The following is a 25507-nucleotide window of genomic DNA, read 5'->3' on the forward strand; positions in this document are numbered from 1 at the left end:
GGCTGGATGCACTCGCACGCGAACATGCCCGCGGGCCCGGGCGCAGGGTGTGCGCACCGGGCCCGCGGGTCTGCGGAGCCGCTGGTCAGCGGGGTTCAGCCGGCTTGGGCCGCCTTGGCGGCGATGTCCGTACGGTGCTGCGAGCCGTCCAGCTTGATCCGCGCGACGGCCTTATACGCCTTCTCGCGCGCCTCCGCCAGATCGGAACCGGTCGCCGTCACCGACAGGACGCGCCCGCCCGCGCTGACCACCGCGTCGCCCTCGCGGCGGGTCCCGGCGTGCAGCACGTACGTGTCGGGTCCGTCCTCGGCGGCCACCTCGGCGAGGCCCTCGATCGGGTCCCCGGTGCGGGGGGTCTCCGGGTAGTTGTGGGAGGCGATGACCACCGTGACGGCGGCGTCCTCGCGCCAGCTGAGCGCGGGCTCGGCGGCCAGGGTGCCGTTGGCGGCGTTCAGCAGCACGCTCGCGAGCGGGGTGCGCAGCCGCGCCAGGACCACCTGGGTCTCGGGGTCGCCGAAGCGGGCGTTGAACTCGATGACCCGGGTGCCGCGGCTGGTGATCGCGAGACCGGCGTAGAGCAGGCCCGAGAAGGGGGTGCCGCGGCGGCGGAGCTCGTCGACGGTCGGCTGGAGGACCAGCTCCATGACCTCGTCGACCAGCTTCGGGTCGGCCCAGGGCAGCGGGGAGTACGCGCCCATGCCGCCGGTGTTCGGGCCCTCGTCGCCGTCGAGCGCGCGCTTGAAGTCCTGCGCGGGCTGGAGCGGCAGCACGGTGACGCCGTCGGTGATGGCGAAAAGGGAGACCTCGGGGCCGTCGAGGTACTCCTCGATGACCACGCGGTCGCAGGCGAGCGCGTGCGCGCGGGCGGCGGTCAGGTCCTCGGTGACCACGACGCCCTTGCCGGCCGCCAGGCCGTCGTCCTTGACGACGTACGGGGCGCCGAAGGCGTCGAGGGCCGCGTCCACCTCTTCCGGGGTGGTGCACACGTAGCTGCGCGCGGTGGGGACGCCGGCCGCGGCCATCACGTCCTTCGCGAAGGCCTTGGAGCCCTCCAGCTGCGCGGCCTCGCCGGACGGGCCGAAGACGGGGATGCCGGCTTCGCGCACGGCGTCGCCGACGCCGGCGACCAGCGGCGCCTCCGGGCCGACGACGACCAGGTCGACGCCGAGCTCCGTGGAGAGGCGCGCGACGGCGTCGCCGTCGAGGGGGTCGACGTCCCGCAGCTCGGCCACTTCCGCGATCCCCGCGTTACCGGGGGCGCAGTAGAGCGCGGAGACGTCGGGGTCGAGGGACAGAGAGCGGCACAGGGCGTGTTCGCGGGCGCCGCCGCCGATGACGAGGACCTTCACGCCATGAAGCGTAGCCCGCGCTCCGGATTCTCTTTCGTGCGGCCACCCAATGAGACGGCCCTACTCGTTCGTGTATTCCTCCACAACCGTGGCTCCGAGCTCGCGCACGATCAGGTCGTGTCCGGTCAGCGCGCTGTCGACGAGGTCCGGGTCGTCGTCCTCCGCGAAGTCGTCCTCGGGGGCGACCGGCGGGGGCGCCTGCTGCGCGGGGGGCTGCTGGGCGGAGGCGGACTGCTGGGGGGGCTGGTACTGCGGCTGAGACTGCTGCGGGGCCGGCGGCTGGGCCTGCGCCGAGGCCTGACCGTGGCCCTGGGCCGCGGGGGCGGCGGGGGGCGGCGGGTTGTAGGCGGGCGCCGGCGGAGCGCCGTACGGGGGCGCGGGCTGGCCGCCGCCGCCTCCGCCCCCGCCCACCACGGCGTCGATCTTCCAGTTGACCTGGAACTGCTCGGCCAGGACCGACTTGAGCACGTCCTCACTGCCGCTGCTCGCGAAGTTGTCGCGGGCTCCGACATTGGGGAAGCCGAGCTGGAGGGTGGTTCCGTCGAAGCCGACGACCTGGGCGTTCTGGCTGAGCAGGATCCAGGTGAAGCGGCGGCGGTTCTTCACGGCCTCCAGGACGCTCGGCCACATCGCCTGCACTTGGCCGGCTCCGGCAGCCATCCCGGGGGACGGCGGTGCCGCCTGCACGGGGGCCGCCGCCTGGGCCGGCGCGGGGGCGGGTGCCGCGGCGGGGATCCCCTGGCCGGGAGCGGCCGCGCTCGGCCACGCGCCGGCACCGGCCCCACCGGGCTGCGCGGCTCCGGGCCAGGTACCCGGGGCCGGGGCGGCGGCAGCCGGGGGCGGGGTGCCCTGGCCGGCAGCGGCGGCGCCCGGCTGGGCGGCTCCGGGCCAGGCGCCGGGGGCCGTGGCCGGGGCGGCGGTCGCCGGGGCCTGGGCCGGGACGCCCTGCCCGGGAGCGGCGGCCCCCGGCCAGGCACCGGCGTCGGAAGCGGGTGCGGGAGCGGAAGCGGGAGCAGGCGCGGGCGACGGCGCCGCCTCGGGAGCTCGTACCGGCTCGGCGGCGGGCTCGGGCGCCCGTACGGCGGCGCGCGCGGCGGCGACGCCCCCACCGGGCCCGACGGGCGCCATGGCGTGCGCCTCGGGGCCGGGCACGTAGCCCATGGCAGGCGGCACGGCAGCCGGCGCGGCGAGCGGCGGCCCGGCGGCGAACGCGGCCGCCCCGCTGCGCTCCAGCCGGTCGAGCCGGGCCTGGAAGGACCGCTCGTCGTCGAAGGCGGCCGGCAGCAGCACCCGGGCGCAGATCAGCTCCAGCTGCAGCCGCGGCGAGGTCGCGCCCCGCATCTCGGTGAGCCCGGTGTTGACCAGATCGGCGGCCCGCGACAGCTCGGCGGCCCCGAAGACGGACGCCTGGGCCTGCATCCGCTCCACGACATCGGCGGGGGCATCGATCAGCCCCTTCTCCCCGGCGTCGGGCACGGCGGCCAGGATCACGAGGTCGCGCAGCCGCTCCAGCAGGTCGGCGACGAAGCGACGGGGATCGTTCCCGCCTTCCACCACCCGGTCCACGACCTCGAAGGCGGCGGCCCCGTCACCGGCGGCGAAGGCGTCGATGACGGAATCGAGCAGCGAACCCTCCGTGTAGCCGAGCAGGGAGGTGGCCATGGCATAGGTCACACCCTCCTCGGCCGCGCCGGCCAGCAGCTGGTCCATGACGGACATCGAGTCACGCACGGATCCGGCGCCGGCGCGCACGACGAGCGGCAGCACGCCGTCCTCGACGGTGGCGCCCTCGCGGCCGCAGACCTCGCCGAGGTAGTCGCGCAGGGTGCCCGGCGGCACCAGCCGGAACGGATAGTGGTGCGTCCGGGACCGGATGGTCCCGATGACCTTCTCCGGCTCGGTCGTCGCGAAGATGAACTTGAGGTGCTCCGGCGGCTCCTCGACCACCTTCAGCAGGGCGTTGAAGCCCGCCGAGGTGACCATGTGGGCCTCATCGATGATGTAGATCTTGTACCGGCTGGAGGCGGGCCCGAAGAAGGCCTTTTCCCGCAGGTCACGGGCATCGTCTACACCACCGTGCGAGGCGGCGTCGATCTCGATGACGTCGATGGACCCCGGCCCGTTCCTCGCGAGGTCGCGGCAGGACTGGCACTCGCCGCAGGGGGTCGGGGTGGGACCCTGCTCACAGTTCAGGCACCGGGCGAGGATGCGCGCGCTGGTCGTCTTTCCACAGCCGCGCGGCCCGCTGAACAGGTACGCGTGATTGACCCGGTTGTTCCGCAGGGCCTGCATCAGCGGGGCAGTGACATGCTCCTGCCCGATGACCTCGGCGAACGACTCGGGACGATAGCGGCGGTACAGCGCAAGGGACGACACGCTTACGAGGTTATCCGGGCCCACCGACAACGGTGGCCCTCCGACGCCTCCGGGACCCCCCGGAACGCAAAACGCCCCCCACGCACCCGCCAGAGCCCACTTACCCTTGCTGCCTTCCGGCCCTGGGGGAGTTGGGTGAGATAGCGCCACGTGAGGGGCTTCCCCCACCCTAGCGGATGGAGACCCCCGGAATCGACCCGGACCCCGACCTGCCCCTCCGCCGACGATCACGTTCGCGAGCACCCCTCAACGTCTTGTATTGTTTGCGGCGGAGGATTCGCCTAGTGGCCTAGGGCGCACGCTTGGAAAGCGTGTTGGGGGCAACCCCTCACGAGTTCGAATCTCGTATCCTCCGCCAGTGCCTCACCGGGCACGATGTCGAAAAGCCCCGCTGCTCGCAGCGGGGCTTTTCGCTTGTCCCGTCTCGATTTCCGTCTCAGGCGATGATCGCGGCGCGGATCGATCGCCACCGTTCTGTCGAGGCTCTGTACAGCGTCCCGCGGTCGCTCGGTCAGGAGGCGGCAGCGCCGGCCGCGAGGGCTTGCCGGCTGCCAACCCGTCTCGCACCACGTCGACATGATCCACGGGTAGTGACTAACCGGTTAGTCAATTAGGCTGCCGGCGGTACGGCGCGACGATGCGAACGACGCAGCTGAAGGGAACCCGCATGGGGAGATTCGCCTGGACCCTGCTCGCCGGCTTCGCCATCGGTACCCCCGCGGTCCCCGTCGGCCTCTCGCTCTCCCTGCCCGGTCCGGTCGCACTGTTCGCGGCGCTTCTGGGCTCCGCCTGCTGCGTCGTCTTCGCGGTGTTCGCCATGGAACGGGCCCGGTTGCGCTGGCAGTCCTGGCAAGCCCGCCGGAAGTCGCCCGTGGTGAGCGCCGGTTCGGCGACGGGCACGTCCGGCGACGGCGCACCCTCCGACGGCGTGGCCGCCATCGGGTCACCGGCGGGCGACCGGCTCTCCGGCGCCGCGGGGCGGCGGGCGCGGCGGGTCTTCGAGCGGTACGGCGTGGTGGGCTTCGGCATCGTGGGGCCCGCCCTCTTCGGCACCTGGGGCTCGTCCCTGCTCGGCGCCGCGCTGGGCATCCCCCGGTGGCCGCTGATCCGCTGGCTGATGGCCGGGGTCACGCTGTGGTGCACGGTTCTGCTGGTTGCGTCGGACGCGGTCCTCGACGCCTTCGGGATCGGATGACCGGCCTGGGCGCGGGGCATCCCCAGGAGAACGTCCGACCGGTTGGTCCCCCCTTACGATTTCTCGCATGTCCCGCGCCGATGCCACCAAGGCCCGCATCCTCCAGGCCGCCACCGACGAGTTCGCCGCGCACGGCATCGCCGGAGCCCGGGTGGACCGGATCGCCAAGGCGGCGGCTGCCAACAAGAACCTCATCTACGTCTACTTCTGCAGCAAGGACCAGCTCTTCGACACGGTCTTCGACACCCACGTCACCCACGGTCTGAACGCGGTTCCCTTCACCCCCGACGACCTCCCCGGGTACGCGGGGCGGCTCTTCGACTACTGCCGGCAGCACCCCGAGGTCATCCGGCTCGCCACGTGGCATCGGCTGGAGCGCGGCGACAGCCACGACCGGGACCCGGCCGTCGCGGCACCGACACGCGACGCGAAGCTGGAGGCGCTCGCCTCGGTGCAGAAGGAGGACGGCATCGGCGCCGATTTCTCCCCCACCGCGCTGCTCACCCTCGTCCTGAGCCTCGCCCTCGCATGGAACCCGGGCAATGCCACCGGAATGCCCGCCTCTACGACCGAGGCCGAGAGCACCGACGACCGCCGCCGCTCGATCGTCCAGGCCGTGCGCCGGCTCCTGTGAGTCGAGCTCTGTTCGCACCGCCGCGCCCGTGGGCCCGGTACGTTGCTCCCATGACCGACATCCGAAAGGGCAATGCCGCGTAGGCGCCCCTCTGACGTGCGGGCCGGCATCCCCGTACGGAGCCGCGACCACCGACGCCTCTACCCGGCGATCGACCGCCTGTCCGGAGCCTGCACGGCCGACATCCGCCGGCTGGACCGGAGCCACTACTGGCCCGAGGCCACGGCCGGATCCTTTTGGCACTGGGCCGCCCTGGCCCACGGCCCGCTGAGGCGACTGGCCGCTCCGCACACCGGAACCCGGTGCGAAACCCTTGAATGCGGCTGCGATCCCTCCCTCCACCGCGATCACCTCGAAGAGGTCCTGCACGCCCTTCCCAAGAAGTCGGCCCGCGAGCTGCGACAACTCGTACGGGCACTCGACTCGAAGATCCTGGCCCGAGCCCGGGTCAGCCCCGCCGGTTCTCCTGACGACAGATGGTGGCCAGGGCAGCTCTAGCCGCCCGGGGCCGCCGATGAGGCGTGGGTCACATTTCGGTGGCCGGATGTCACACTCCGAGGCTTGAACCGCTCTCAGTTCGCAATGCACCAGCGACGAGAGAGCCTCACGATGTCCCAGACCCCGCCAGACTCGCCGGCCGCCTCGTCCGAAGGCAGCCTGCGGGAGGCAACGTCCGATCCGGTGGCGAGCACCTCGACACAGGTGTTCAACAACCACCGTGAGCTGCTGTTCTCCATCGCCTACAACATGCTCGGCAGCGTCGCCGACACCGAGGACGTGTTGCAGGAGGCATGGCTGTCCTGGACGACCAGGAACGAGACACTCGGCGCGGGCGGGATCGACAATCCGCGTGCCTACCTGGTGCGCATCGTGGTGAACCGGGCCCTCGCCCACCAGGCCGCCATCAGCCGCCGCCGCGAGACGTACATCGGGCCATGGCTGCCCGAACCGCTCTTCGGCCCCCTGACCGATACGAGCGGCCCCGACGATGCCGCTGATGTGGCAGTGCGCGCCGAGTCGGTCTCGATGGCGCTGCTGGTGGTCCTGGAGACCCTCACTCCGCTGGAACGCGGGGTGTTCGTCCTGCACGAGGTGTTCGGCTACGCCCACACCGAGATCGCGGAAATCCTCGACCGCAGTCCCGCGGCGATCCGCCAGCTCGCCCACCGGGCCCGCGAGCACGTCCACGCCCGGCGGCCCCGCTACGAGCCCGCCCCGCAGATCCGGCAGCAGGTGACCGAACGGTTCATGGCCGCCGCGCTCGGCGGTGACCTGGACGGCCTCCTGGAAATCCTGGCACCGGAGGTGACCCTGTGGGGCGACGGCGGGGGCAAGGGTCACGCGCCGGGAGGCCTGCGCCCGGTCCACGGCCGGGACAAGGTCGCCCGCCTGCTCGCGGCTGTCGCCCCCGGCTCCGGCATGGGCCTCACCATCACCTACCGCAGCGTCAACGGCGACCCGTCGGCGTTGCTCTTCGCCGGCGACACCCTCTACGCCGTCCTCGTCCTCGACCTCACTCCGGACGGGAACCAGGTGTGCGGGATCTACACCGTCGCCAATCCCGACAAGCTCTCTCACGTCGCCTGATCACTGAGGAATCGACAACATGATGCGAAGAATTGCTTCGTTGCCCGGTGGAAGAGTGGGGAAATGGGTCGTCCTCGCGCTCTGGGCGGCCCTGCTGATCCCGGTCCTGATGCTGGCCGGCCAGCTCGGCGAAGTCGAGGAGAACGACAACTCGGCCTGGCTGCCCGGTAACGCGGAGTCGACCAAGGTCGTCGCCCGGGCCGAGAACTTCCAGCGTGCCGACACCGTGCCCGCGATCGTGATCTACGACCGGCCGGAGGGCGTCACCCCTGCCGACATGGCCGAGGCCCAAGCCGACGCCGAAGCCTTCAAGGGCATAGAGAACGTCGTGGGGCAGCCTCAGGGGCCGTTGAAGTCCCAGGACGGCAAGGCCATCCAGACCGTGGTCCAGCTCCACAAGGACAAGACGGGCTGGGAGGGGATCGGCAAGACCGTCGACGCGATGACGAAGGTCGGCGAGGAGAACGCCAACGGTCTCGGCTTCCACGTCACCGGACCGGGCGGTTACGCGTCCGACTCGATCAAGGCGTTCAGCGGAGGGGGCGCCCTGACCACGATCACCGCACTGGTGGTCGTCGTGATGCTGCTGCTCACCTACCGCAGCCCGTTGCTGCCCCTGCTGCCGCTGCTGACCGTGGGCGTCGCCCTGGTCACGTCGGAGGCGGTGATCTACCTGTTGGCGAAGAACGCCGGACTCGTCGTCAACAAGCAGACCAGCTTCATCCTGACGGTATTGGTGTTCGGGGCCGCCACCGACTACGCGCTCCTGCTCATCTCGCGGTACCGGGAAGAGTTGCTGAAGCACGAGGACCGGCACGAGGCCATGGCAGAGGCCCTGTACCGCTCCAGTCCCGCGATCATCGCCAGCGCCGCGACCGTCGCGGTCAGCCTGATGCTGCTGATGCTGGCCACCCTCAGCTCCACCCAGGGGCTCGGGCCGGCCTGTGCCGTCGGCATCCTCGTCGGGCTGCTCGCCATGGTCACGCTGATGCCTGCCCTGCTGGTCATCTGCGGCCGCTGGATCTTCTGGCCGGTGAAGCCGTCGTACGGAGCGGCCGAGGCGACCAAGGAAGGCGTCTGGACCCGGGTCGGCACCTCCGTCTCCCGCCGGCCGCGGATCGTGTGGATCGGCACCACGCTCGTGCTCGGCGTCATGGCGATCGGGATGCTCGGGCTCAAGGCCGACGGACTGTCCAACAAGGACCAGTTCACCGGCACACCGCAGATGGCCGTCGGCGAGAAGATCCAGTCCGAGCACTTCCCGGCCGGGTCGGGCGACCCCGTCGTCGTGGTGGCCAAGGCTGCCTCGGCGGAGCAGGTGCGGACCGCGCTGTCCGGCGTACCGGGAGTCGTCGGTGTCTCGTCGCCGATGGTCAAGGACGGCGAGGCGATCATGCTCGGGGAACTCGAGGCCGACCCCAGCAGCAAGGCCGCGATCCGCACCGTCGAGGAGGCCAGAACCGCGGTCCACGAGGTCGAGGGTGCGGATGCCCAGGTCGGCGGTAGCACGGCGATCATGCTCGACACGCAGAAAGCGGCCGCCCGCGACTCCAAGGTGATCATCCCCATCGTGCTGGTGGTGGTGCTCCTCATCCTCGCGCTGCTGCTGCGGGCGATCGTCGCGCCGCTGTTGCTCATGGCGACGGTGGTGCTGTCGTTCGGAGCGGCCCTCGGCGTGAGCAGCCTGGTGTTCAACCACGTGTTCGGCTTCGCCGGCGCGGAAGCCTCCTTCCCGCTCCTGACGTTCGTGTTCCTGGTCGCCCTGGGCATCGACTACAACATCTTCCTGGTCACCCGGGTACGCGAAGTGGCGCTGCTGCAGGGCACCCGGCGCGGCGCGCTGATCGGTCTGTCCACCACCGGGGGTGTGATCACCTCGGCGGGTCTGGTGCTGGCCGGTACCTTCGCGGCGATGGCCTCGCTGCCGCTGGTGTTCGCGGCCGAGCTCGGCTTCGCGGTGGCGTTCGGCGTGCTGCTGGACACCATGATCGTCCGCTCGGTGCTGGTCACCGCGCTGACCCTGGACGTGGGTCGGTGGATGTGGTGGCCCAGCAAACTGTTCAAGCACCACGAAGCCCCCCAGCCGCCGGCGGACAAGCCCGACCTCGAACCCGCTCTCAGCGGCAGGTGACGGCCTTCCACCACGGGCCGTCCGGCGCCGGACGGCCCGAAAGGCCCCGCTGCTCGCAGCGGGGCCTTTCCCCTGCCCCGTCCCGGTCGGCGTCTCGGCCGGGGCCGGTGTCCACGAGTGTTCGATGAGGCCCTACTACGATCGCCGGTCATGGACTGGCTGGAGCGCACCGCGAAGCTGAGGCAGTGGACGAGGAGCGGGGCACGCGCTCCGCACAAGCCGCTGCTGTTCCTTTACGCCCTCGGCCGGTACCAGCAGGACGCCCACGGCGAGCTGCGGTACAGCGCGGTGGAGGAGGACCTGAAGCGGCTGCTCGCCGAGTACGGTCCGCCCAACAAGACCACCCCCGCCTACCCGTTCCACCATCTGGTGAGCGATGAGGTGTGGGAAGTGCGCACCGATCACGGACAGGGCAGTCCGGGCAGCGGAGTGCGGGAGCTGCGGGCGTCGGGCGCCGCGGGACGGCTGGCCCCCGAACTGCGGACGGCGCTCCGGCGGGAGCCGACGCTGCTCGGCCGGATGGCGCGGGTGCTCCTCGACGTGAACTTCCCGCCCTCCCTCCACGAGGAACTGTGCGGAGCCGTCGGCCTGGAGCTGGAGCCGGAGCCGTCGGAGGCCGGGCGGCCCTCGGAGGCGCGGAGGCAGCGTGACCGGCGGATGCGGGAGCTGGTGCTGACGGCGTACGAGTACCAGTGCGCCTTCTGCGGCTACGACGGGAGCATCGGCGCGGTGCCGGTCGGGCTGGAGGCCGCGCACGTGCGCTGGTGGGCGTTCGACGGGCCCGACGAGGTCGACAACGGACTCTGCCTCTGCTCGCTGCACCACAGGCTCTTCGACAAGGGCGTCCTCGGCGTCGGCGACGGCCACCGCGTCCTGGTCTCGCAGCGGTTCGTCGGCCGCAGCTCCGCCGCCCGCGAGCAGGTCACGGCGCTCGCCGGGCGCCCGCTCATCGGCCCTCAACGGGGCGTCAGCCCCGTCGCGGCGGCCCACCGCGCCTGGCACACCGACCAGGTCTTCCACGGCACCCCGCGGCCGGCAGCCGTCTCCTGACCGTCGGGCCGTCCGTCCGCCGTCCGCTCCGGCGGCGCTCTGGTGTGTTCGGCGGTCCGGTGGAGCCGCTCGTGGCAGCAGTAGTTTTGGGTCATGGACATGGCACAGGAGTTTGAGAGCCACCGGCGACGGCTGTTCTCGTTGGCCTACCGGATGCTCGGCTCGGCGGCCGAGGCCGAGGACACCGTGCAGGACGCGTACCTGCGCTGGCACGGGGTCGAGCCCGGTCAGGTGGTCGCGCCGGGGCCGTGGCTGGCCAAGGTGGTCACCAATCTGTGCCTGAACCGGCTCACCTCCGCCCGGGCGCGGCGCGAGGAGTACCCCGGCCCGTGGCTGCCCGAGCCGGTGGAGACCGCCGCCGGGGTGCTGGGGCCGATGGAGACGGCTGAGCAGCGGGACGCGGTGTCGTTCGCGGTGCTGACGATGATGGAGCGGCTGTCGCCCCCCGAGCGGGCCTGCGTGGTGCTGCGGGACGCCTTCGGTTACAGCCACCGGGACGTCGCGGGCGTCCTCGACTCCTCGGAGGCGAACGCGCGCCAGCTCTACCGCCGGGCCAAGCAGCACCTGGCCGACGGCCGGCCGCGGTTCACCACCTCGCGGGAGGAGGACGGCGAGTTGCTCGCCCGGTTCCTGGCCGCCGCGGCCGAGGGTGCGATGGACCGGTTGGAGCAGCTGCTCGCCGACCAGGTGGTCGTCTGGTCGGACGGCGGCGGCAAGGTGAGCGCGGCCCGTCGGCCGGTGGTCGGGCGGGACGCCGTGGCCCGCTTCCTGGTCGGTCTCTTCTCCCGGTGGGTGAGCGGCGTACGGATCGGGTTCGCCGAGGCGAACGGCGTTCCGGTGGTGGTCGGCTGGGAGGACGGCGAGCTGACCGCGTTCGGGGTGCTGGAGCTCGGCGAGGGCGGGATCACCGGGATCCGGCTCGTTCGGAACCCGGACAAACTGACCTTCCTCGCCACTCAGCTCCGGGAGCTGTCACAGAACGCATGACCCGTCGGTTCTTCATCGGTGACGGCGACGCGAACGAGAGGCCGAGACTGATGACTGACGAGACGATGCTGGTGACCGGCGCGACCGGCGTGCTCGGCCGCGAGGTGCTGGAGCGGGCCCGCCGCACCGGCCGCCCGGTCCGCGCGCTCACCCGCGGGACCGCGGCGCCGGACGACTCCGGGGTGGCCTGGTACACCGGCGACCTGACCACCGGCACCGGACTGGACGAGGCGCTCGCGGGCGTCCGCACGGTCATCCACTGTGCGAGCGACATCCGGCACTTCAAGAACGACATCCCCGGCTTCCGGCACCTGCTGGAAGCCGGGAAGCGGGCCGGCGTCGAGCACGTCGTCAACATCTCGATCGTCGGCGTCGACCGGATCCCCTACCCGTACTACCGGGTGAAGCTGGAGGGCGAGCGGCTGCTCGCCGCCTCGGGGATCGGCTGGACCAACCTGCGGGCCACCCAGTTCCCCGCGCTGCTCGACCTCGCCTTCGGAGCCCTGTCCAAGCTCCCGGTGGTCCTCGTGCCGTCCGGCACCGGCTGCCAGCCGGTCGACCCGGGCGAAGTGGCGGACCGGCTGGTCGAGTTGGCCATCGGCGCCCCGGGCGGGCACGTACCCGACTTCGCCGGACCGGCGGTGCACCCGGCCGCCGGCCTCGCCAAGGACTGGCTGCGCGCGGCCGGCAAGCGCCGCGTCGTGCTCCCCGTCCGCGTACCCGGCAGGATCGGCGCCGCCTGGCGTGCCGGCCACCTGACCGCCCCCGGCCACGCGCTCGGCACGCGTACCTGGGAGCAGTACCTCGCCGAGCGGGTCGCCCGCTGACCCCGCGGGCCGTGACCCCGCGGGCCGTGACCCCGCGGCCCTGACTCCCCGCCGCCGCCACGTGTCGGTGGCGGCAGCGGGGGGCCAGGGGACCGTCAGGTGCCCAGGCCGGCGGTGTCGTGGTCGGCTCCGGAGCCTCCGCACCCCCCGTGGCTCTGGGTGCCGCACAGGCAGGCCTCGGCCGACGAGTCGCCCAGGAGGCCGGTCCGGGCCGTGAAGTAGGCCAGCTGCGCACGGCTGTTGCTGCCGAGCATGTCCGAGGCCTTCTTCAGGTGGGTCGCCACGGTGCGGGTGCTCATGCCGAGACGGCTGGCGATCGCGGCATCGGTGTAGCCGTCGACCATGAGCTGCAGCACGCGCAGCCGGGTCTTGTCCGTGAGGAGCCGGGGACGCTGCTGGGCCGGCTTGAAGGCGACCGGCTCGGCCCGCTCCCAGGCGTGCTCGAAGACCGACGCGAGGAAGTGCACGATGGCGACGTCCCGGATGACCAGGGCGTGATTGCTCCGTTCACCCGCCCCCTTGTCGGGGATGAACGCGACCGACCGGTCGAAGACGATCAGCCGGTCGAAGACCTCGTCGAGGGTGCGCACCGCGACCCCCGCCTCGGTGACCGTCCTGATGTAGTCGAGGGTCGGGCCGTGCGCGCGCACCGTGTGCTGGTACAGAGTCCTCTGGACGACACCCCTCTCCTGGGCCTGCACGACCCGTCTCAGGGACTCTGCGAGGATCCCCTCCGGCCTGCTCCCCCCAGGCTGGGCGGTCAGCAGTTCCTCCTTGGTCGACTGGCTGGCCTCGTCCAGTGCCGCGGCGATCACGGCCGGTCCGACCAGCCGCTCCACGGCCGGGTCCCCGTGCTGACGTGCCTCCTGGTAGATGCTCTCGACCTCGGACATCGACGAGCGCAGCGCGGCCAGACGCTGCTGCTGCACGAGAATGGCCTGTTCAACCGGGTACGCCTGGGCCGCGGTCGCGACCGACGGCGGTACCGGTACGAGCATGTCCGGGTCCCCCACCGAGGCTGTCAGCAGCCCCAGCTCGGACAGGCAGGCGGGAGCCTCGGCCTCGTCCACCGAACCGTGTGAGAGTGCGAGCCGGTAGACCCGTCGCCCCTCCTCGCAGATCTCTGCATGGTCCCCGTCCCCAAGGTCATCGGGTCTGGTGCACATGTGTTCCCCCTTCAGGTTTCCGCAGTGCATGATCCTGATGCCTGTGGGTACTTCCCGCAACCTCTCCCCTTGAGCCACTCTCTTCTCAGAAAGAGCAGAACACACCGGCTCGATCGAAATACCCAGGGGGAACAAGAAATGGACCTCAGTCACTTTCTGCGCAAAGTTCTGGGCACGCTCGCCGTGGCCGCCGCGGTACTGATCGGACTCTCCGCCATTCCGGGCGACGCCGATCGCACGACGGCCGCCGCCGGCACCACCACCACCCCGGATCCGGGCTGGGGCTGAGCCCCGGCCATCGCCACGCGATGAACTGCGGCTTCCGACAGTTCACCCCGGGCGGGCGCCTCATCCGCCGGATCAGAAGGATCTGCTGGATCGCGGTCATCACCGTAACCCCACGTCGGTTTGGGTGATTTTCGGCCACTGATCTCGCCAACTTCTCACGGACCAAGCAGGCAAAGACTCACCGTCCGGATATTTCGGCATGCCAATTTACCGAAGGAGTATTCGTAATGACCACCGCCATTGCGGCCCCGAAGTGCCTCGTATGCGACTCGGAATTCGAAATTCAGGAAGACTGGGAAAAGGGTGAAATCACCGAGTGCACGGCCTGCGGCCAGGAGCACGAGGTGGTCGAGAAGTCCGGCGCCCTCGTGCGCCTGGACCTGGCCCCCGAGGTGGAAGAGGACTGGGGCGAGTGATGTCCGAAGCCCAGGTCCTGCTCTCGGTCACCATGCTGCGGCCCGACGAGAAGCTCATTCTCGGCGCGCTGCGTGACGAGGGCCTGACGGCACAGCCGTTGCTCATCGAGGATCTGGCCGGGGTCGTGGCGGGCCACACGGGCCCGCCCGGTCTCGTCCTCATCAGGAACCTCTCCCACCGTGAAGCGATCAGCGTCTCCCGCCGGCTGGAGCACGCCGCGATCCCCACCTTCAACCGTGCCGCGGCCATCGAGACGTGCAACGACAAGGGACTGCAGTCCCTGATCTTCGCGCGGCACCGCATCCCCCACCCCACCACCCGGCACGCCTTCAGCTACGACCAGGTCCGCTCGACCGTCACGGAGTTCGGCCTGCCCGCGGTCGTCAAGCCCGTCAGCGGGTCCTGGGGGCGCGGGGTCACCAAGATGACCAACGTCGAGTGCGTCGAGGCCTGGGCCGGCGGCCGCGAGTCCGCCGACGCCGCCGGGAAGCTGTTCCCCGTCGTCGTCCAGGAGTACATCGACAAGCCGGGCCACGACCTGCGCGTGGTGGTCGTCGGGCGTACTCCCGTGGTCGCGATCCAGCGCGTCTCCGACAACTGGCGCACCAACACCCACCTCGGAGCCGAGGTCCAGCGCGTCGAGATCACCACGGAGATCGAGAAGCTCTGCGGCCTGGTCGTCGACGCCCTCGGCGAGGGCTTCTACGGAGTGGACCTCGTCGAGAACCGCGCCACCGGCGAGCTGCTCGTGCTCGAAGTGAACGCCAACCCCGAATTCGCCCGCTCCTCCGCCGTGCACGGAGTGAACGTGGCCGGCCACCTCGCCGCCTACGTCGCGCAGCAGCTCGCGGCCGTGGCCGCGTGAGACGGAGAAGACCCATGGAACTGTTCGACACCGCCACGGTGCTCGCCCGCGTCCTCACCTCGGGCGTGGTCATGAGCATCGAGAAGAGCGACCGGGAACTGCCCGGTCTGGAACGGCTGCTCACGAAGCAGACCGGACGCGCCAAGGCCGTCCTGCTCAACAGCCGCACGGGCGCCGTACACGCGGCACTCGCCGGCCAGCGCATCGGCCACGGAGACACCATCTCCGTGGCCGGTGCGGACGCGGACACCGAGGCGTTCCTGAACTGGCTGGGCGTCGCCGTCGGCGGCGACGGTCCGGTCGCGTACGACTACCTGGCGCTGGACGCCTGCAACGCGGACCGGCTGGCCGAGCTGGCCGCCGGGTCCACCGCCCCCGCGCTGGTCGTGGACCTCACCGGGCTCGGCTTCGGACCGGCCGCGGCCGTCCTGACCGACGACCCCGACGTCTGGAACCGCGCCGAGCGCCTGAAGATCTTCGGCGCCTACGACCTGCGCACGATGTGGACGCAGGAAGAGGCCGACCCCGATCTGGTCCCCGGCGTCCAGTTCAACTACCGCCTGAGCCCCCTGGTGGCCGCCTGCGCGCGGATGGCCCTGACCCAAGCGGCGCGACCCGCCGCCACATCCGGAGCACGCTCATGATCACTGACTTCCCGGCAGCCCCGCTGCCCCTGCCCGCCGCCGCGGACATCGAGGCGGAACTGGCCGCCCTCGGCGGCGGGGCCATGATCCCCAAGGCCCTGCGCCGCACCCTCTTCCCCGTCATCACGAAGGAGGACGTCTTCAACCTGATGCTCGCGCAGCGTCAGGTACCCGAGAAGGTCGTCGCCGACTTCGCCGAGGCCTACCGCGGTTACGTCGGCGCCGAGTACGCCCTGCCGACCGCGAGCGGCACCTCCAGCCTCCACATGGCCCTGGTCGGCGCCGGCGTGCAGCCCGGCGACGAGGTGATCGTCCCCGCGTTCACCTTCATCGCCACCGCGCAGGCCGTCGTCGCGGCGCACGCCGTCCCGGTGTTCGTCGACATCGACCCGCTCACCTACTGCATGGACCCGCAGGCCGCGGCCGCCGCGATCACCAGCCGGACCCGCGCCCTCATGCCGGTCCACGTCCACGGCCTGCCGGCCGACGTGACCGCGCTGCGCGCCCTGGCCGACAAGCACGGCCTCGCCCTCGTCGAGGACGCCTCGCACGCCCACTCCGCCAAGATCGACGGCCAGGTCGCCGGCTCCTTCGGCGACGCCGCCGGCCAGAGCCTGATGGCCGACAAGAACTTCCCGCTCGGCGGCGAGGGCGGCATCGCCTTCTTCTCCACCGAGGAGGCCTACGACCGGGCCGTCGGTTACCTGGCGCGCCACGGCATCGACTACGGCATGTCCTGGGTCGCCGCGGCCTTCGGCAGCAGCCAGCTCAAGCGGCTGCCGTACTACGACCAGATCCGTGCGCGCAACGCCACCCTGCTGGGCGAAGCCCTCTCGGAGACGGGCCTGTTCACCCCGCCGCACGTCCCCGAGGGGCACGTGCACGCGTACAACATGTACCGGATCACCCTGCATCCCGAGGCCGTCGGCCTGGGCGACCTCCCCGTGCACGCGGTCAAGGAAGCGGTGCACGAGCTCCTCGTCGCCGAGGGCGTCCCCGCCCGCGAGTGGCAGAACACCCCCATCCCCTGCCACCTGCCCTTCCAGCACCGGGACGGCTTCGGCAACGGCTACCCCTTCTCGCTCAACCCCGGTGCCGTGCGCGACCACCGCCCGGAGGACTTCCCGGTCACCCTCGGGATGCTCGACAGCACCCTCGTCCTCTGCCGCGAGCTGCGCTCGCCGGTCGAGTGGGAACGCGCCCGGCGCTACGCCGACGCCTTCACGAAGGTCGCGCGGCGCCCGGACGCCGTCCGCAAGCTCGTCGAGGCCGGCGACTACCGCCGTCCGTACGAGAAGGCGGCCCGCCTTGGCTGACATCGGAGACTCCAAGATCCGCGTCGCCGTCATCGGCGGCAGCGGGTACACAGGCGGAGAAGTGATCCGCCTGCTGCTCGAACACCCCGGCGTGGAGCTCGCCTTCCTCTCCGCGGAACGCAACGCGGGCGCCACCATCGGCAGCGTCCACCCCTGGATCCGCAACCACCCCAAGGCGGGCGGCCTCAAGTTCCGCCCGCTCTCGGAGCTCGCGGACACCGACGGCGTCGACATCGCCTTCGGGTGCCTGCCGACCGGCGCGCTGCCCGAGCGGCTGCCGCTGATCGCCGCGCACGCGAAGCGCGTCCTCAACCTGGGCGGCGACTTCCGGCTGCGGGACGTGGGGGACATCGGAACCCACTACCCGAAGACCTCGGCGCACCCGCCGCTGGAGGACTTCGCGTACTTCGTGCCGGAGCTGAGCCGGACCGTCCCGGAGAGCCGGTTCATCAGCCTGCCCGGCTGCATGGCCGTCACCAGCATCTACGCCCTCTACCCGCTCTTCGCCGAGTCCCTGGTGGAGGAGCACGTCATCGTCGACGCCAAGACCGGTTCCACCGGCGGCGGGCGCGGCAGTGACGAACCGCCGGCCGAGCGCACCGGGAACTTCCGGGTGCACAAGCTGTACGGGCACCGGCACGCGCCGGAGATCCACCAGGCCATCGCCGAGTACACCGGCGCGACCCTGGACCTCCAGTTCTCCACCCACAGCCTCGACGTGGCGCGGGGGATCATGGTGACCGCGTACACCCGGCTGCGCCCCGAGGTCTCGGCGCTGGACGTCAAGCGCGCCTACGCCAAGGCGTACGTCGGCAAGCCGTTCGTCCGGGTCCGCCCGGCGCCGAAGGCCCCGCAGGACTTCCCGATGCTCAAGGCCGTCGTCGGCTCGAACGTCGCCGAGGTGGCGATCGCGGTCCGCGACGGGCAGTGCATCGCCGTGGCCGCCCTCGACAACCTGATCAAGGGCGCGGCGGGCCAGGCCATCCAGGCCATGAACCTGCTCTGCGGTTTCGACGAGACGGCCGGTCTGCCCACCACGGCGGTGTCCCCGTGACCAGGCCCCTGTACGTGATCAAGGCGGGCAGCGCCACCCTCGACCGGGGGACCATCCACCAGGAAGTGGCGGGCCTCGTGGCCCGCGGCGCCCGGGTGCTGGTGGTCGCCGGCGGCGCGACCGGCATCGAGCGCCACTACGGGGCGATCGGCCGCCCGATGCCGCAGCTGCGGCTGGCCAACGGCGACACCGTGCGCTACTGCCCGCCCGCGGAGATGGCGCACCTGGTCGACGCCTACGAGCGGGTCACCCTGCCCGCCGTGGAGACGGAGCTGCGGGCGCTCGGGCTGAGCGTGTTCACCGCCGTCGCCGCGCGCGGCGGTCTGGTGACCGGCCGGGCGAACCGGCCCCTGAAGGCCCTGTCCGCCGAGGACCGGCCGCTCGTGGTCCGCGACCACCGCGTCGGCGTCCCCACCGCCGTCGACACCGTGCGGCTGAACGCCCTGCTGGACGCGTACGACGTGGTCTGCGTGTCCCCGCCGGTCGCCGACCCGGACGGCGGCTCGCCGCTGAACGTCGACGCCGACGTGCTGGCCGCGGTCCTCAGCAACGCGCTGGACGCCGACCACCTGCGGCTGGTCACCGGCACGCCCGGTCTGCTGACCGACCCCTCCGATCCCCGCTCCACGCTGGAGAACGCCTACCCCGGCGACGGAGCACGGTACGCCGGCGGCCGCATGCGCCAGAAGGTGCGCGCGGCCGAAATGGCCCTGGAGGGCAGCGCGGACGTGGCGGTCACCGGGCCGCACACCATGTCCGACCCCTCCGGCTGGACCCGGTTCTGGCGTACCCGGGAGCCCTCCGCCGACCTCGCCCTGCTCACCAAGCTGGTCTCGGTGCCCTCGGTCTCGGGCGACGAGGCGGAACTCGCCGCCTTCCTCGCCGACTGGTGCCGCGAGCGCGGCATGAGCGCCGAGGTCGACAAGGCGGGCAACCTCGTCGCCACCCGCGGCACCGGCCCCCGGCGCCTGCTGCTCCTCGGCCACCTCGACACGGTCCCCCACCACTGGCCCGTCGAATGGCGCGAGGACGAACTGTGGGGCCGCGGCAGCGTCGACGCCAAGGGCAGTCTGGCCAACTTCCTGGAGGTGCTCGCCCACGCGGACATCCCCGAGGACGGCCAGCTGCGCGTGGTCGGCGCGGTCGAGGAGGAGATCTCCTCCTCCAAGGGCGCCTTCCACGTCCGTGACCACTACCCCGCGGACGCCGTCGTCATCGGGGAGCCCAGCGGCTCGCAGAAACTGACCCTCGGCTACTTCGGGCTCTTCAAGCTCAAGGTGACGGCGTCGGTGGCCAGCGGCCACTCGGCGGGCATGGACGCGGTGTCCGCCCCGGACCTGCTGATCCGGGCCCTCGACGGGATCCGCGAGGCGGTCCTCTCGCAGGCGCCGGACGCGCTCAGCGCGGTCATCGACATCAGCTGCGGCACCGGCCGCGAGGAGCACCGGGCCACCGGGATCCTCAACTTCCGCGTGCCGCCCTCGGCGGACCTCCCGGCACTGCGCGGCGCCGCGCTCGGCCTCGGCCGCGAGGGCGTGACCATCGAGGTCCTGCGGGCCACCCCGGGCTACTCCGGGAGCCGCTCCAGCGCGCTGGTCAAGGTCTTCACCCGGGCCTTCTCCGACGCCGGCATCCGGCCGCGGTTCGTGGTGAAGAAGGGCACGTCCGACATGAACACCCTGGCCACCACGTGGAGCGACGTGCCGATGGTGGCGTACGGGCCGGGCGACTCGGCCCTCGACCACACCGACGAGGAGCGGATCGGCGGCATGGAGTACCGCACGGCGCGCTCGCTGCTGGCCGACGCGGTCAACCGCTGGTTCGCACTGCCCGAGGGGAGCCGCTGATGACCGTCCTGCTCGACACACCCCCCACGGTGGTCGAAACCGATGGCGACGCCGAGGACGCGCTGTTCGCCACCCTGTCCGAACGTGCGGTGCAGGCCAGGCGCCTCATCGTCGACATGGCGGCCAGTACGCGCGGCTGCCACCTCGGCGGCAGCCTCTCCGTGCTCGACATCCTGATCGCGGCCCTGCACCGGGCCTCGGCGGGGGACGGTACGGAGGTCGTCCTGAGCAAGGGACACGCGGCGGCGGGCCTGTACGCGGCCCTGCACGTCAGCGGTGTCCTGCCGGAGAACCCCGCCCCGCTGTACGGGCTGGCCGGCCACCCCTACACCGGCCACCCGGGCCCCAAGGTGCCGGGCGTGCGCTTCCCCACCGGGAGCCTCGGCCACGGCGTCCCGTACGCCGCCGGGTGGGCGCTGGCCCGCCGCATCGGCGGGCAGGACGGCCTCGGCATCGCCGTGGCCGGCGACGGGGAGCTCCAGGAGGGGCTCGTCTGGGAGACCTGCCAGGTCGCGGCGGCCCAGCAGCTGGGCAACTTCGTCCTCGTGGTCGACCGCAACGGCGGCCAGAACGACGGCTACGTCGAGGACATCTCGCCGCTGCACCGGCTCCCCGAGCGGTTCGCCGCCTTCGGGTTCGAGGTGGCCGAGACCGACGGGCACGACCTGCGGGCGCTGACCGCGATCCTGTCCGCCGACCGCTCGGCGGCCCGCCGGCCGCTCGCGGTCATCGCCGACACCGTCAAGGGGAAGGGCGTGGCCGCCGTACAGGGCAAGGCCGGCTCCCACTACGTATCCATCGACGCCACCCGCGCCGCCAAGTGGAAGCGAGCGATCCGATGAGTCTTTCGGGACGTGACGCCTACCGGGACGAACTGACGAGGATCGCCGCCGACGACACCTCCGTCATCTGCCTGGAGGCCGACCTGGGTGGCAAGGGCCACCCGTTCGAGGCGGCCCACCCGGACCGCTTCTTCAACCTCGGCATAGCCGAGGGCGCCATGGTCGACATGGCGACGGGGCTGGCCGCGGCCGGCTACAAGCCCTTCATCAGCACCTTCGCGCCGTTCGCGGCGCTGCGGGCGGCGGAGAGCCTGAAGCTGACCCTGGGCTACCTCGCCGCCGGCGTCACCGTGGTCGCCCCGTACGCGGGGGTCTCCGGGGCCTGGTTCGGCACCACCCACCACTGCCTGGAGGACCTCGCGGTCCTGCGGAGCATCCCGGGCGTCACCATCGCCGCCCCCTACGGCGAGGCCGAGATGCGGGCCGTGGTCCGGGAGGCCGCACGGTCCGGGAAGCCGCACTACATCCGTACGGGCCGCAACGCCGCGTACGACTCCCTCGACCCGTACGGGGACGCGGACGTGCCCCCGCCCGTTACCTGGGAGTTCCGCAGCGGCTCCGGCTCCGGCCACGACTCCGACGCGGTGTGCCTGGTCTCGGTGGGCGAGGAGGGCACCCGCCTGGCCCTGGAGGCCCGCCGGGCCTCCCCGGACACCTCCCACGCGCACCTGGTCTACCTGGACCACGAGCACCTGGCCGCGTCCGCCGCCGAACTCGCCCGGCACCACCGGCGGTTCGTGGTCGTCGAGGAGCACCGCGGCCAGGGCGGCGCGGCCGAGGCGCTGGCACTGCTCATGCCCGGCTGCGAGGTCACCTCGGTGGCCGCCGGCCAGAACTGGCCCGCGCAGGGCGGTGACCACGAGGAGGTCATGGCCGCGCTCGGCCTCGACCTGCCCGCCGTGCTCGCGGCGGTGTCCCGGGCCCGGGGCGGCTACCGCCCCGCGCAGGCCGCCGCCTGATCCCCGCGCCCCCTCTCCTCTCCAACGGCCGGTCCCACCAACAGAATTCAGGAGCTCCGCCATGCACATCCTCATGATCGAATGCAACCCGAACGGCATCGCCGGCATCGCCAACGCCCTGGAGCTGGGGCACGAGGTCACCCTGGTGTCGGTCGACCCCGACTTCTACCTCGGCGCCTCCCCGCTGGCCGAGGCGGCCTACGCCCACCCGAACTGCCACGTCGTCAAGAGCGAGCAGGCGTTCTCCATAGACGAGCTCATCGCGCTGGCGACGGACCTGCACGCCGAGCGCCCCATCCACGGCGTCACCACCTACAGCGAGTACCACACCGTGCACACCGCCTCGGTGGCGAAGGCGCTCGGCCTCCCGGGCATGAGCGTCGAGGGCGCCCGCAACGCACGGCACAAGCACCTGACCCGCCTCACCCTGGACGGCACCGGCATCCGCCAGCCGCGCTTCGCCCACGTCGCCGACGTGAACGACATCGAGTCCGCCGTACGGGAGGTCGGGTTCCCCTGCGTCGTCAAGCCCTCGGACGGCACGGCCAGCCTCCACGTCCTGCACCTGAAGGACGAGGACGACCTGACCGCCTACCTGGCCGAGCTCGCGGACGTCGTCGACTACGGGCGCGGCGTCGTGCGCATCCCGGACATCCTGATCGAGGAGTTCGTCACCGGCGAGCTGATCTCGGTCGAGTCCTGCGTGCTGGCCAAGGGCGAGGTCGTCAACCTCGGCCTGACCGACCGACCGCTCAGCGGGTTCCCGCACTTCATCGAGATGGGCGCCACCTACTTCAGCGGTCACCCCCTCCAGGACGAGCTGTTCGCCATGACCACCGGGATCCTGGACGAGCTGGGCGTGGACTTCGGCTTCATCCACACCGAGTTCCTGCTCGGTCCGGACGGTCCGGTGCTGTGCGAGGTCAACGGCCGTCTGATCGGCGGGATCGTGCCGACGCTGATGGAGATCTCCTCCGGTGTCGACGCCTACCTGCAGGTCATCCGGCAGGCCCTGGGCGAGACCCCCGAGCTCCCCTTCCCCGGCCGGACCACCGCGGGCGGCCACTGGTTCGGCGCCCCGATCGCCGGGACCGTGGACTCCATCGGCTTCGACGGTCTGGCGGAACTGCCCGGTTTCCACGGCGCCCAGGCGTACAAGAAGCCCGGTACCGAGGTCAGCCGGCTCTCCAAGAGCAACTTCGACTGGATCGGCCACATCATCTTCACCGGCGAGGGCCGCGACGAGGTCAACAAGCGCTGCGAGGAGGGCCTGGACGCCATCGACCTGCGGATGAAGGTCGAGGTCGCCCGATGAGCGGGGCCTCCGCCGAGCGGCCCGGCCCGCTCGTCCTGCGGGGCGTGGCCGTCCCGGCCATCGACGCCGAGGCCCTCTTCGACGTGACCGTCGCGGACGGCGTCTTCACCGGCATCGAGCGCACCGGCCGACCGCGCCGCGGCGACGAGAACGAGCTGTGGCCCGGCTACACCGAGACCCACGCCCACGTCTCGCTGCCCCCCAACTGGGACGACTCGGTCGACGACCCGCGGATCACCGCCCTGCAGTACCTCTACCACGGGGTCACCCACGTGGTGGACATGTTCGGGTTCCCGCTGCTGGCCGACGCGTGGGAGTCCGGCAAGGTCTCCTCGCCGTGGCCGTACCCGGAGCTCGTGCACTGCGGCTACGCGGTGACCGCGATGACGAACGGCGCCGGACTCACCGGTCACGGCGTGGAGTTCCCGGCCCCGGTCCACATGCTCGCCGTGGAGGCCGACCTGGAGCACGCGCTGCGGACCAACCGGGAACGCGGCGGCACCTTCCTGAAGGTCATGTTCACGGACGGCACCGAGCAGCCGGGCAGTCCCGTGAAGTTCTCCCGGCTCTCCGAGCGGGTCATGCGCTTCACCGCCCGGATGGCCGCCGAGCGCGGTGTCACGGCCGTCATCGACTGCAACACCCTGGAGGAGACGCTGTTCGCGTACGCGTGCGGCTTCCGCCTCTTCGCGCACTCAGTCCGCGACCGGACCCTCACCGGGGCGGAGTGGGAGGGGCTCGCCGGCGCCCGGTTCGTCTCCACCCTCGCCGGACTGCGCTCGATGATCATGACCCGGGAGGAGTTCCTGACCGAGTACGGCCGGGAGGGCTTCCTGGAGACTCAGGACGGCTACAACCTGGAGTTCGTCCGGGGCATCGAGAAGCCCTTCGGGATCGAGTACGGCTGCCAGGAGACCCGCACCGCCGCCCTGGCCGACATGCGCCGCAACGCCCTCACCGCGCTCCGCGAGGGGAACCTGCTGGTCGGAACGGACTCCGGCAACCTGGGCGCCTACCACGGCTACTCCTTCCTCGGGGAGCTCGACGCCCTCCGCGGCGACGACCCCGCGCTGGCGGCCCCCCTGCGCCACCAGGCCACCGTCGGCGGCCGGCGCTACTTCGACGAGCTGCGCGGGGAGCCCGCCGTGGCGCACCACCTCACGGTCGGGGAGAGCGCGACCTACAACCTCCACGCGCCCGGCCGACCCCTCTCCGCCCTCCCGCTGGCCACCGTCGTGCGGGGGGTCCCCATCGACCGGCCCGCCCTCGCGCACGCCATCGCGGAGCTCCGCTCCCACGAGACGAAAGGCAAGGCCGCACTGTGACCACCGAACGCAGGCGCGCCCTCATCGGCGTCAACGCCGGCATCCTGCTCGCCAACACCGGCAGCTTCATCTGGTTCCCCGTACTCGTCGCCACGCTCGGCGGCACCGGCAGCGGCTTCTGGGCCGGCGTGGTCATGTGCATGACCTACATCGGCCGGCTGCTCGCGACCTTCGTCTACGAAGGACTCGCGGCCCGCCTGCGGGTCCGCGGGGCGGTCTTCCTCGGCACCGCCGTGGAGGCGGTGGCCCTGGGCCTGATGGGCTTCACCGACGGGCTGCCGGCCTACGGCATCCTGGCCTTCTTCATCGGCTTCGGCTCCGGGGCCTCCTTCCCCGGCTTGAAGAACATCCTGGTGTCCTTCCCGGACAGCGAACGCCCCAAGGCCTTCTCGACCTTCCAGATGTGCGGCCAGGTCGGCCTGTTCGGTGGCGCGCTGCTCGGCGGCCTGATGGCCGGCGTGGACCTGCGCACCCTCTTCACCCTGGTCTTCGCGATCTTCCTCGTCTACTGCCTGGTCGCCTCGTCGTTCATCCCCCGGGACGGCTTCACCGACCCCGACCGCGCCGAAGCACCCGGGAAGCAGCCGGGGAAGCAGCAGGCCGGGCGGACCCGGGCGCCGCTGTTCAGCACCGCGGTGCTGAAGGGCATCGAAGTCCGCGGCGCCACGCGCTACTTCCTCCTGTCGGCCGTGTTCTGGTTCCTGTCCATCAGCTTCGTGGTCGGCATCCCGCTCCACATGCAGGAGTTCGTGGACCAGTGGGCCCCCTCCGCCCCGTTCTGGATCACCGGACTGAGCGTGCTGGTGCTCCAGTACCCGGTCTTCAAGTTCCTGATCAGGCACCTGCGTCCGGGCGCCGTCATGGCCGTCGGACTGACCGGCATGACCGCCGCGTTCCTCGCCTTCGGCGCCGGCCGCACCGCCCCGTGGGTCGTCGTCGGCTGCCTCGTCGTGGTGCTCGGCGAGATCCTCTTCGTGCCGTCCTTCGACATCTGGGTGGCCCGCAAGGTCCCCGAGGACCGGCTCGCCAAGGCCATGGGCGCCATGCACTTCTTCCGCAGCGCCGGAAACATGATCGGCTCGCTGCTCGCCGGGGCCCTGTTCGACCTGTCCCGGAACGCGGGCGTGCCCGGAGGCAACTGGTACGTCACGGCCGCGGTGGCGGCGGTCTGCGCCGTCATCTGCCTGCTCAGCCGCGACGAGGACAACGACAGCGCCGTGTCCGTGCCGGACGCCGCTGCCGCCACCGCCACCGCCACCGCTCCCGAAGCCGCCGCGGAGCCCGTGCCGCAGCCGGCCAACGCGGCCTCCGCCTAGTCACGGAAACACGATCG

23 protein-coding genes, 1 tRNA gene and 1 other RNA gene are annotated in these 25507 nt (G+C 71.7%); 21 read left to right on the plus strand and 4 right to left on the minus strand.

The features are described 5' to 3' along the window. Nucleotides 1-95: 95 nt before the first annotated feature. The 3 genes from purD to ffs all read right to left on the minus strand — a co-directional run bounded on the left by purD (nucleotide 96) and on the right by ffs (nucleotide 3887). A complete protein-coding gene (purD, locus tag OG625_RS18160; protein WP_329381843.1) occupies nucleotides 96-1349 on the minus strand; it encodes a phosphoribosylamine--glycine ligase in 1254 nt (417 codons plus the stop codon). Nucleotides 1350-1409: 60 nt separating this feature from the next. Then, nucleotides 1410-3725 (minus strand): DNA polymerase III subunit gamma and tau, encoded by a 2316-nt coding sequence (locus tag OG625_RS18165; RefSeq protein ID WP_329381845.1) that lies wholly within the window; start codon nucleotides 3723-3725, stop codon nucleotides 1410-1412. A gap of 67 nt (nucleotides 3726-3792) precedes the next feature. After that, an RNA gene (ffs, locus tag OG625_RS18170) (signal recognition particle sRNA small type) lies at nucleotides 3793-3887 on the minus strand. Nucleotides 3888-3995: 108 nt separating this feature from the next. Between ffs and OG625_RS18175 the strand changes: the two genes are divergently transcribed. From OG625_RS18175 to OG625_RS18215, 9 genes are all read left to right on the plus strand, one after another. Further along, nucleotides 3996-4083 (plus strand) — tRNA-Ser (locus OG625_RS18175). Between the two features lie 309 nt (nucleotides 4084-4392). Next, nucleotides 4393-4920 (plus strand): hypothetical protein, encoded by a 528-nt coding sequence (locus tag OG625_RS18180; RefSeq protein ID WP_329381847.1) that lies wholly within the window; start codon nucleotides 4393-4395, stop codon nucleotides 4918-4920. 67 nt (nucleotides 4921-4987) lie between these two features. Then, nucleotides 4988-5554, plus strand: coding sequence for a TetR/AcrR family transcriptional regulator (locus OG625_RS18185; RefSeq protein WP_329381848.1), 567 nt, complete (start codon nucleotides 4988-4990; stop codon nucleotides 5552-5554). Nucleotides 5555-5626: 72 nt separating this feature from the next. Beyond that, a complete protein-coding gene (locus OG625_RS18190) occupies nucleotides 5627-6052 on the plus strand; it encodes a hypothetical protein (protein ID WP_329381851.1) in 426 nt (141 codons plus the stop codon). 111 nt (nucleotides 6053-6163) lie between these two features. After that, nucleotides 6164-7141, plus strand: coding sequence for an RNA polymerase sigma factor SigJ (gene sigJ, locus OG625_RS18195; RefSeq protein ID WP_329381856.1), 978 nt, complete (start codon nucleotides 6164-6166; stop codon nucleotides 7139-7141). Nucleotides 7142-7160: 19 nt separating this feature from the next. Further along, nucleotides 7161-9272: an MMPL family transporter gene (locus OG625_RS18200; RefSeq protein ID WP_329381859.1), complete on the plus strand. Its 2112-nt coding sequence runs from the start codon at nucleotides 7161-7163 to the stop codon at nucleotides 9270-9272. A 150-nt stretch (nucleotides 9273-9422) separates the two neighbouring features. Beyond that, nucleotides 9423-10322: a phosphorothioated DNA-binding restriction endonuclease gene (locus OG625_RS18205; RefSeq protein WP_329381862.1), complete on the plus strand. Its 900-nt coding sequence runs from the start codon at nucleotides 9423-9425 to the stop codon at nucleotides 10320-10322. Between the two features lie 93 nt (nucleotides 10323-10415). Beyond that, on the plus strand, nucleotides 10416-11309 hold the full coding sequence (locus OG625_RS18210; protein ID WP_329381864.1) for an RNA polymerase sigma-70 factor: 894 nt from the start codon (nucleotides 10416-10418) through the stop codon (nucleotides 11307-11309). A 50-nt stretch (nucleotides 11310-11359) separates the two neighbouring features. Beyond that, on the plus strand, nucleotides 11360-12136 hold the full coding sequence (locus tag OG625_RS18215; protein WP_329381867.1) for an SDR family oxidoreductase: 777 nt from the start codon (nucleotides 11360-11362) through the stop codon (nucleotides 12134-12136). Nucleotides 12137-12231: 95 nt separating this feature from the next. On the opposite strand, the gene OG625_RS18220 is transcribed toward OG625_RS18215, so the two are convergent. After that, nucleotides 12232-13302, minus strand: coding sequence for a helix-turn-helix transcriptional regulator (locus OG625_RS18220; RefSeq protein WP_329381870.1), 1071 nt, complete (start codon nucleotides 13300-13302; stop codon nucleotides 12232-12234). 138 nt (nucleotides 13303-13440) lie between these two features. On the opposite strand from OG625_RS18220, the gene OG625_RS18225 reads away from it, so the two are divergent. The 12 genes from OG625_RS18225 to OG625_RS18280 all read left to right on the plus strand — a co-directional run bounded on the left by OG625_RS18225 (nucleotide 13441) and on the right by OG625_RS18280 (nucleotide 25490). Beyond that, nucleotides 13441-13590: a hypothetical protein gene (locus tag OG625_RS18225; protein ID WP_329381872.1), complete on the plus strand. Its 150-nt coding sequence runs from the start codon at nucleotides 13441-13443 to the stop codon at nucleotides 13588-13590. 227 nt (nucleotides 13591-13817) lie between these two features. After that, nucleotides 13818-14006 carry a lysine biosynthesis protein LysW gene (locus OG625_RS18230; protein WP_329381874.1) on the plus strand — a complete coding sequence of 63 codons (189 nt, stop codon included), beginning with the start codon at nucleotides 13818-13820 and terminating at the stop codon, nucleotides 14004-14006. After that, nucleotides 14006-14872, plus strand: a complete 867-nt coding sequence (locus tag OG625_RS18235) for a RimK family alpha-L-glutamate ligase (RefSeq protein ID WP_329381877.1) — start codon at nucleotides 14006-14008, stop codon at nucleotides 14870-14872. The genes OG625_RS18230 and OG625_RS18235 overlap by 1 nt, the downstream gene beginning before the upstream one ends. A gap of 14 nt (nucleotides 14873-14886) precedes the next feature. Beyond that, a complete protein-coding gene (locus OG625_RS18240) occupies nucleotides 14887-15516 on the plus strand; it encodes a degT/DnrJ/EryC1/StrS aminotransferase (RefSeq protein WP_329381879.1) in 630 nt (209 codons plus the stop codon). Next, complete coding sequence (locus OG625_RS18245; RefSeq protein WP_329381881.1) at nucleotides 15513-16832, plus strand: DegT/DnrJ/EryC1/StrS family aminotransferase; 1320 nt, start codon at nucleotides 15513-15515, stop codon at nucleotides 16830-16832. The genes OG625_RS18240 and OG625_RS18245 overlap by 4 nt, the downstream gene beginning before the upstream one ends. After that, entirely contained in the window at nucleotides 16825-17886 is a 1062-nt protein-coding gene (gene argC / locus OG625_RS18250; RefSeq protein ID WP_329381884.1) for an N-acetyl-gamma-glutamyl-phosphate reductase, read from the plus strand. Before OG625_RS18245 ends, argC begins: the two co-directional genes overlap by 8 nt. Next, complete coding sequence (locus tag OG625_RS18255) at nucleotides 17883-19733, plus strand: M20/M25/M40 family metallo-hydrolase (protein ID WP_329381887.1); 1851 nt, start codon at nucleotides 17883-17885, stop codon at nucleotides 19731-19733. Before argC ends, OG625_RS18255 begins: the two co-directional genes overlap by 4 nt. Beyond that, on the plus strand, nucleotides 19733-20575 hold the full coding sequence (locus tag OG625_RS18260) for a thiamine pyrophosphate-dependent enzyme (protein WP_329381891.1): 843 nt from the start codon (nucleotides 19733-19735) through the stop codon (nucleotides 20573-20575). The genes OG625_RS18255 and OG625_RS18260 overlap by 1 nt, the downstream gene beginning before the upstream one ends. Then, nucleotides 20572-21534 (plus strand): transketolase family protein, encoded by a 963-nt coding sequence (locus tag OG625_RS18265; RefSeq protein WP_329381896.1) that lies wholly within the window; start codon nucleotides 20572-20574, stop codon nucleotides 21532-21534. Before OG625_RS18260 ends, OG625_RS18265 begins: the two co-directional genes overlap by 4 nt. 61 nt (nucleotides 21535-21595) lie before the next feature. Continuing rightward, complete coding sequence (locus OG625_RS18270; RefSeq protein ID WP_329381899.1) at nucleotides 21596-22849, plus strand: ATP-grasp domain-containing protein; 1254 nt, start codon at nucleotides 21596-21598, stop codon at nucleotides 22847-22849. Further along, nucleotides 22846-24174 (plus strand): hydrolase, encoded by a 1329-nt coding sequence (locus OG625_RS18275; protein WP_329381902.1) that lies wholly within the window; start codon nucleotides 22846-22848, stop codon nucleotides 24172-24174. The genes OG625_RS18270 and OG625_RS18275 overlap by 4 nt, the downstream gene beginning before the upstream one ends. Continuing rightward, nucleotides 24171-25490, plus strand: a complete 1320-nt coding sequence (locus OG625_RS18280) for an MFS transporter (RefSeq protein WP_329381905.1) — start codon at nucleotides 24171-24173, stop codon at nucleotides 25488-25490. Before OG625_RS18275 ends, OG625_RS18280 begins: the two co-directional genes overlap by 4 nt. The last annotated feature ends 17 nt before the right edge of the window (nucleotides 25491-25507 follow it).

It is taken from the genome of Streptomyces sp. NBC_01351 (genome assembly GCF_036237315.1).
Classification (GTDB): domain Bacteria; phylum Actinomycetota; class Actinomycetes; order Streptomycetales; family Streptomycetaceae; genus Streptomyces.

Excerpts from the sequence above, each read along its gene's own strand:
- OG625_RS18180 (WP_329381847.1), top strand. The coding sequence starts at position 4,393 with ATGGGGAGATTCGCCTGGACCCTGCTCGCCGGCTTCGCCATCGGTACC.
- OG625_RS18185 (WP_329381848.1), top strand. The coding sequence starts at position 4,988 with ATGTCCCGCGCCGATGCCACCAAGGCCCGCATCCTCCAGGCCGCCACC.
- OG625_RS18190 (WP_329381851.1), top strand. The coding sequence starts at position 5,627 with ATGCCGCGTAGGCGCCCCTCTGACGTGCGGGCCGGCATCCCCGTACGG.
- sigJ (WP_329381856.1), top strand. The coding sequence starts at position 6,164 with ATGTCCCAGACCCCGCCAGACTCGCCGGCCGCCTCGTCCGAAGGCAGC.
- OG625_RS18200 (WP_329381859.1), top strand. The coding sequence starts at position 7,161 with ATGATGCGAAGAATTGCTTCGTTGCCCGGTGGAAGAGTGGGGAAATGG.
- OG625_RS18205 (WP_329381862.1), top strand. The coding sequence starts at position 9,423 with ATGGACTGGCTGGAGCGCACCGCGAAGCTGAGGCAGTGGACGAGGAGC.
- OG625_RS18210 (WP_329381864.1), top strand. The coding sequence starts at position 10,416 with ATGGACATGGCACAGGAGTTTGAGAGCCACCGGCGACGGCTGTTCTCG.
- OG625_RS18215 (WP_329381867.1), top strand. The coding sequence starts at position 11,360 with ATGACTGACGAGACGATGCTGGTGACCGGCGCGACCGGCGTGCTCGGC.
- OG625_RS18220 (WP_329381870.1), bottom strand. The coding sequence starts at position 13,302 with ATGTGCACCAGACCCGATGACCTTGGGGACGGGGACCATGCAGAGATC.
- OG625_RS18225 (WP_329381872.1), top strand. The coding sequence starts at position 13,441 with ATGGACCTCAGTCACTTTCTGCGCAAAGTTCTGGGCACGCTCGCCGTG.
- OG625_RS18230 (WP_329381874.1), top strand. The coding sequence starts at position 13,818 with ATGACCACCGCCATTGCGGCCCCGAAGTGCCTCGTATGCGACTCGGAA.
- OG625_RS18235 (WP_329381877.1), top strand. The coding sequence starts at position 14,006 with ATGTCCGAAGCCCAGGTCCTGCTCTCGGTCACCATGCTGCGGCCCGAC.
- OG625_RS18240 (WP_329381879.1), top strand. The coding sequence starts at position 14,887 with ATGGAACTGTTCGACACCGCCACGGTGCTCGCCCGCGTCCTCACCTCG.
- OG625_RS18245 (WP_329381881.1), top strand. The coding sequence starts at position 15,513 with ATGATCACTGACTTCCCGGCAGCCCCGCTGCCCCTGCCCGCCGCCGCG.
- OG625_RS18260 (WP_329381891.1), top strand. The coding sequence starts at position 19,733 with ATGACCGTCCTGCTCGACACACCCCCCACGGTGGTCGAAACCGATGGC.
- OG625_RS18265 (WP_329381896.1), top strand. The coding sequence starts at position 20,572 with ATGAGTCTTTCGGGACGTGACGCCTACCGGGACGAACTGACGAGGATC.
- OG625_RS18270 (WP_329381899.1), top strand. The coding sequence starts at position 21,596 with ATGCACATCCTCATGATCGAATGCAACCCGAACGGCATCGCCGGCATC.
- OG625_RS18275 (WP_329381902.1), top strand. The coding sequence starts at position 22,846 with ATGAGCGGGGCCTCCGCCGAGCGGCCCGGCCCGCTCGTCCTGCGGGGC.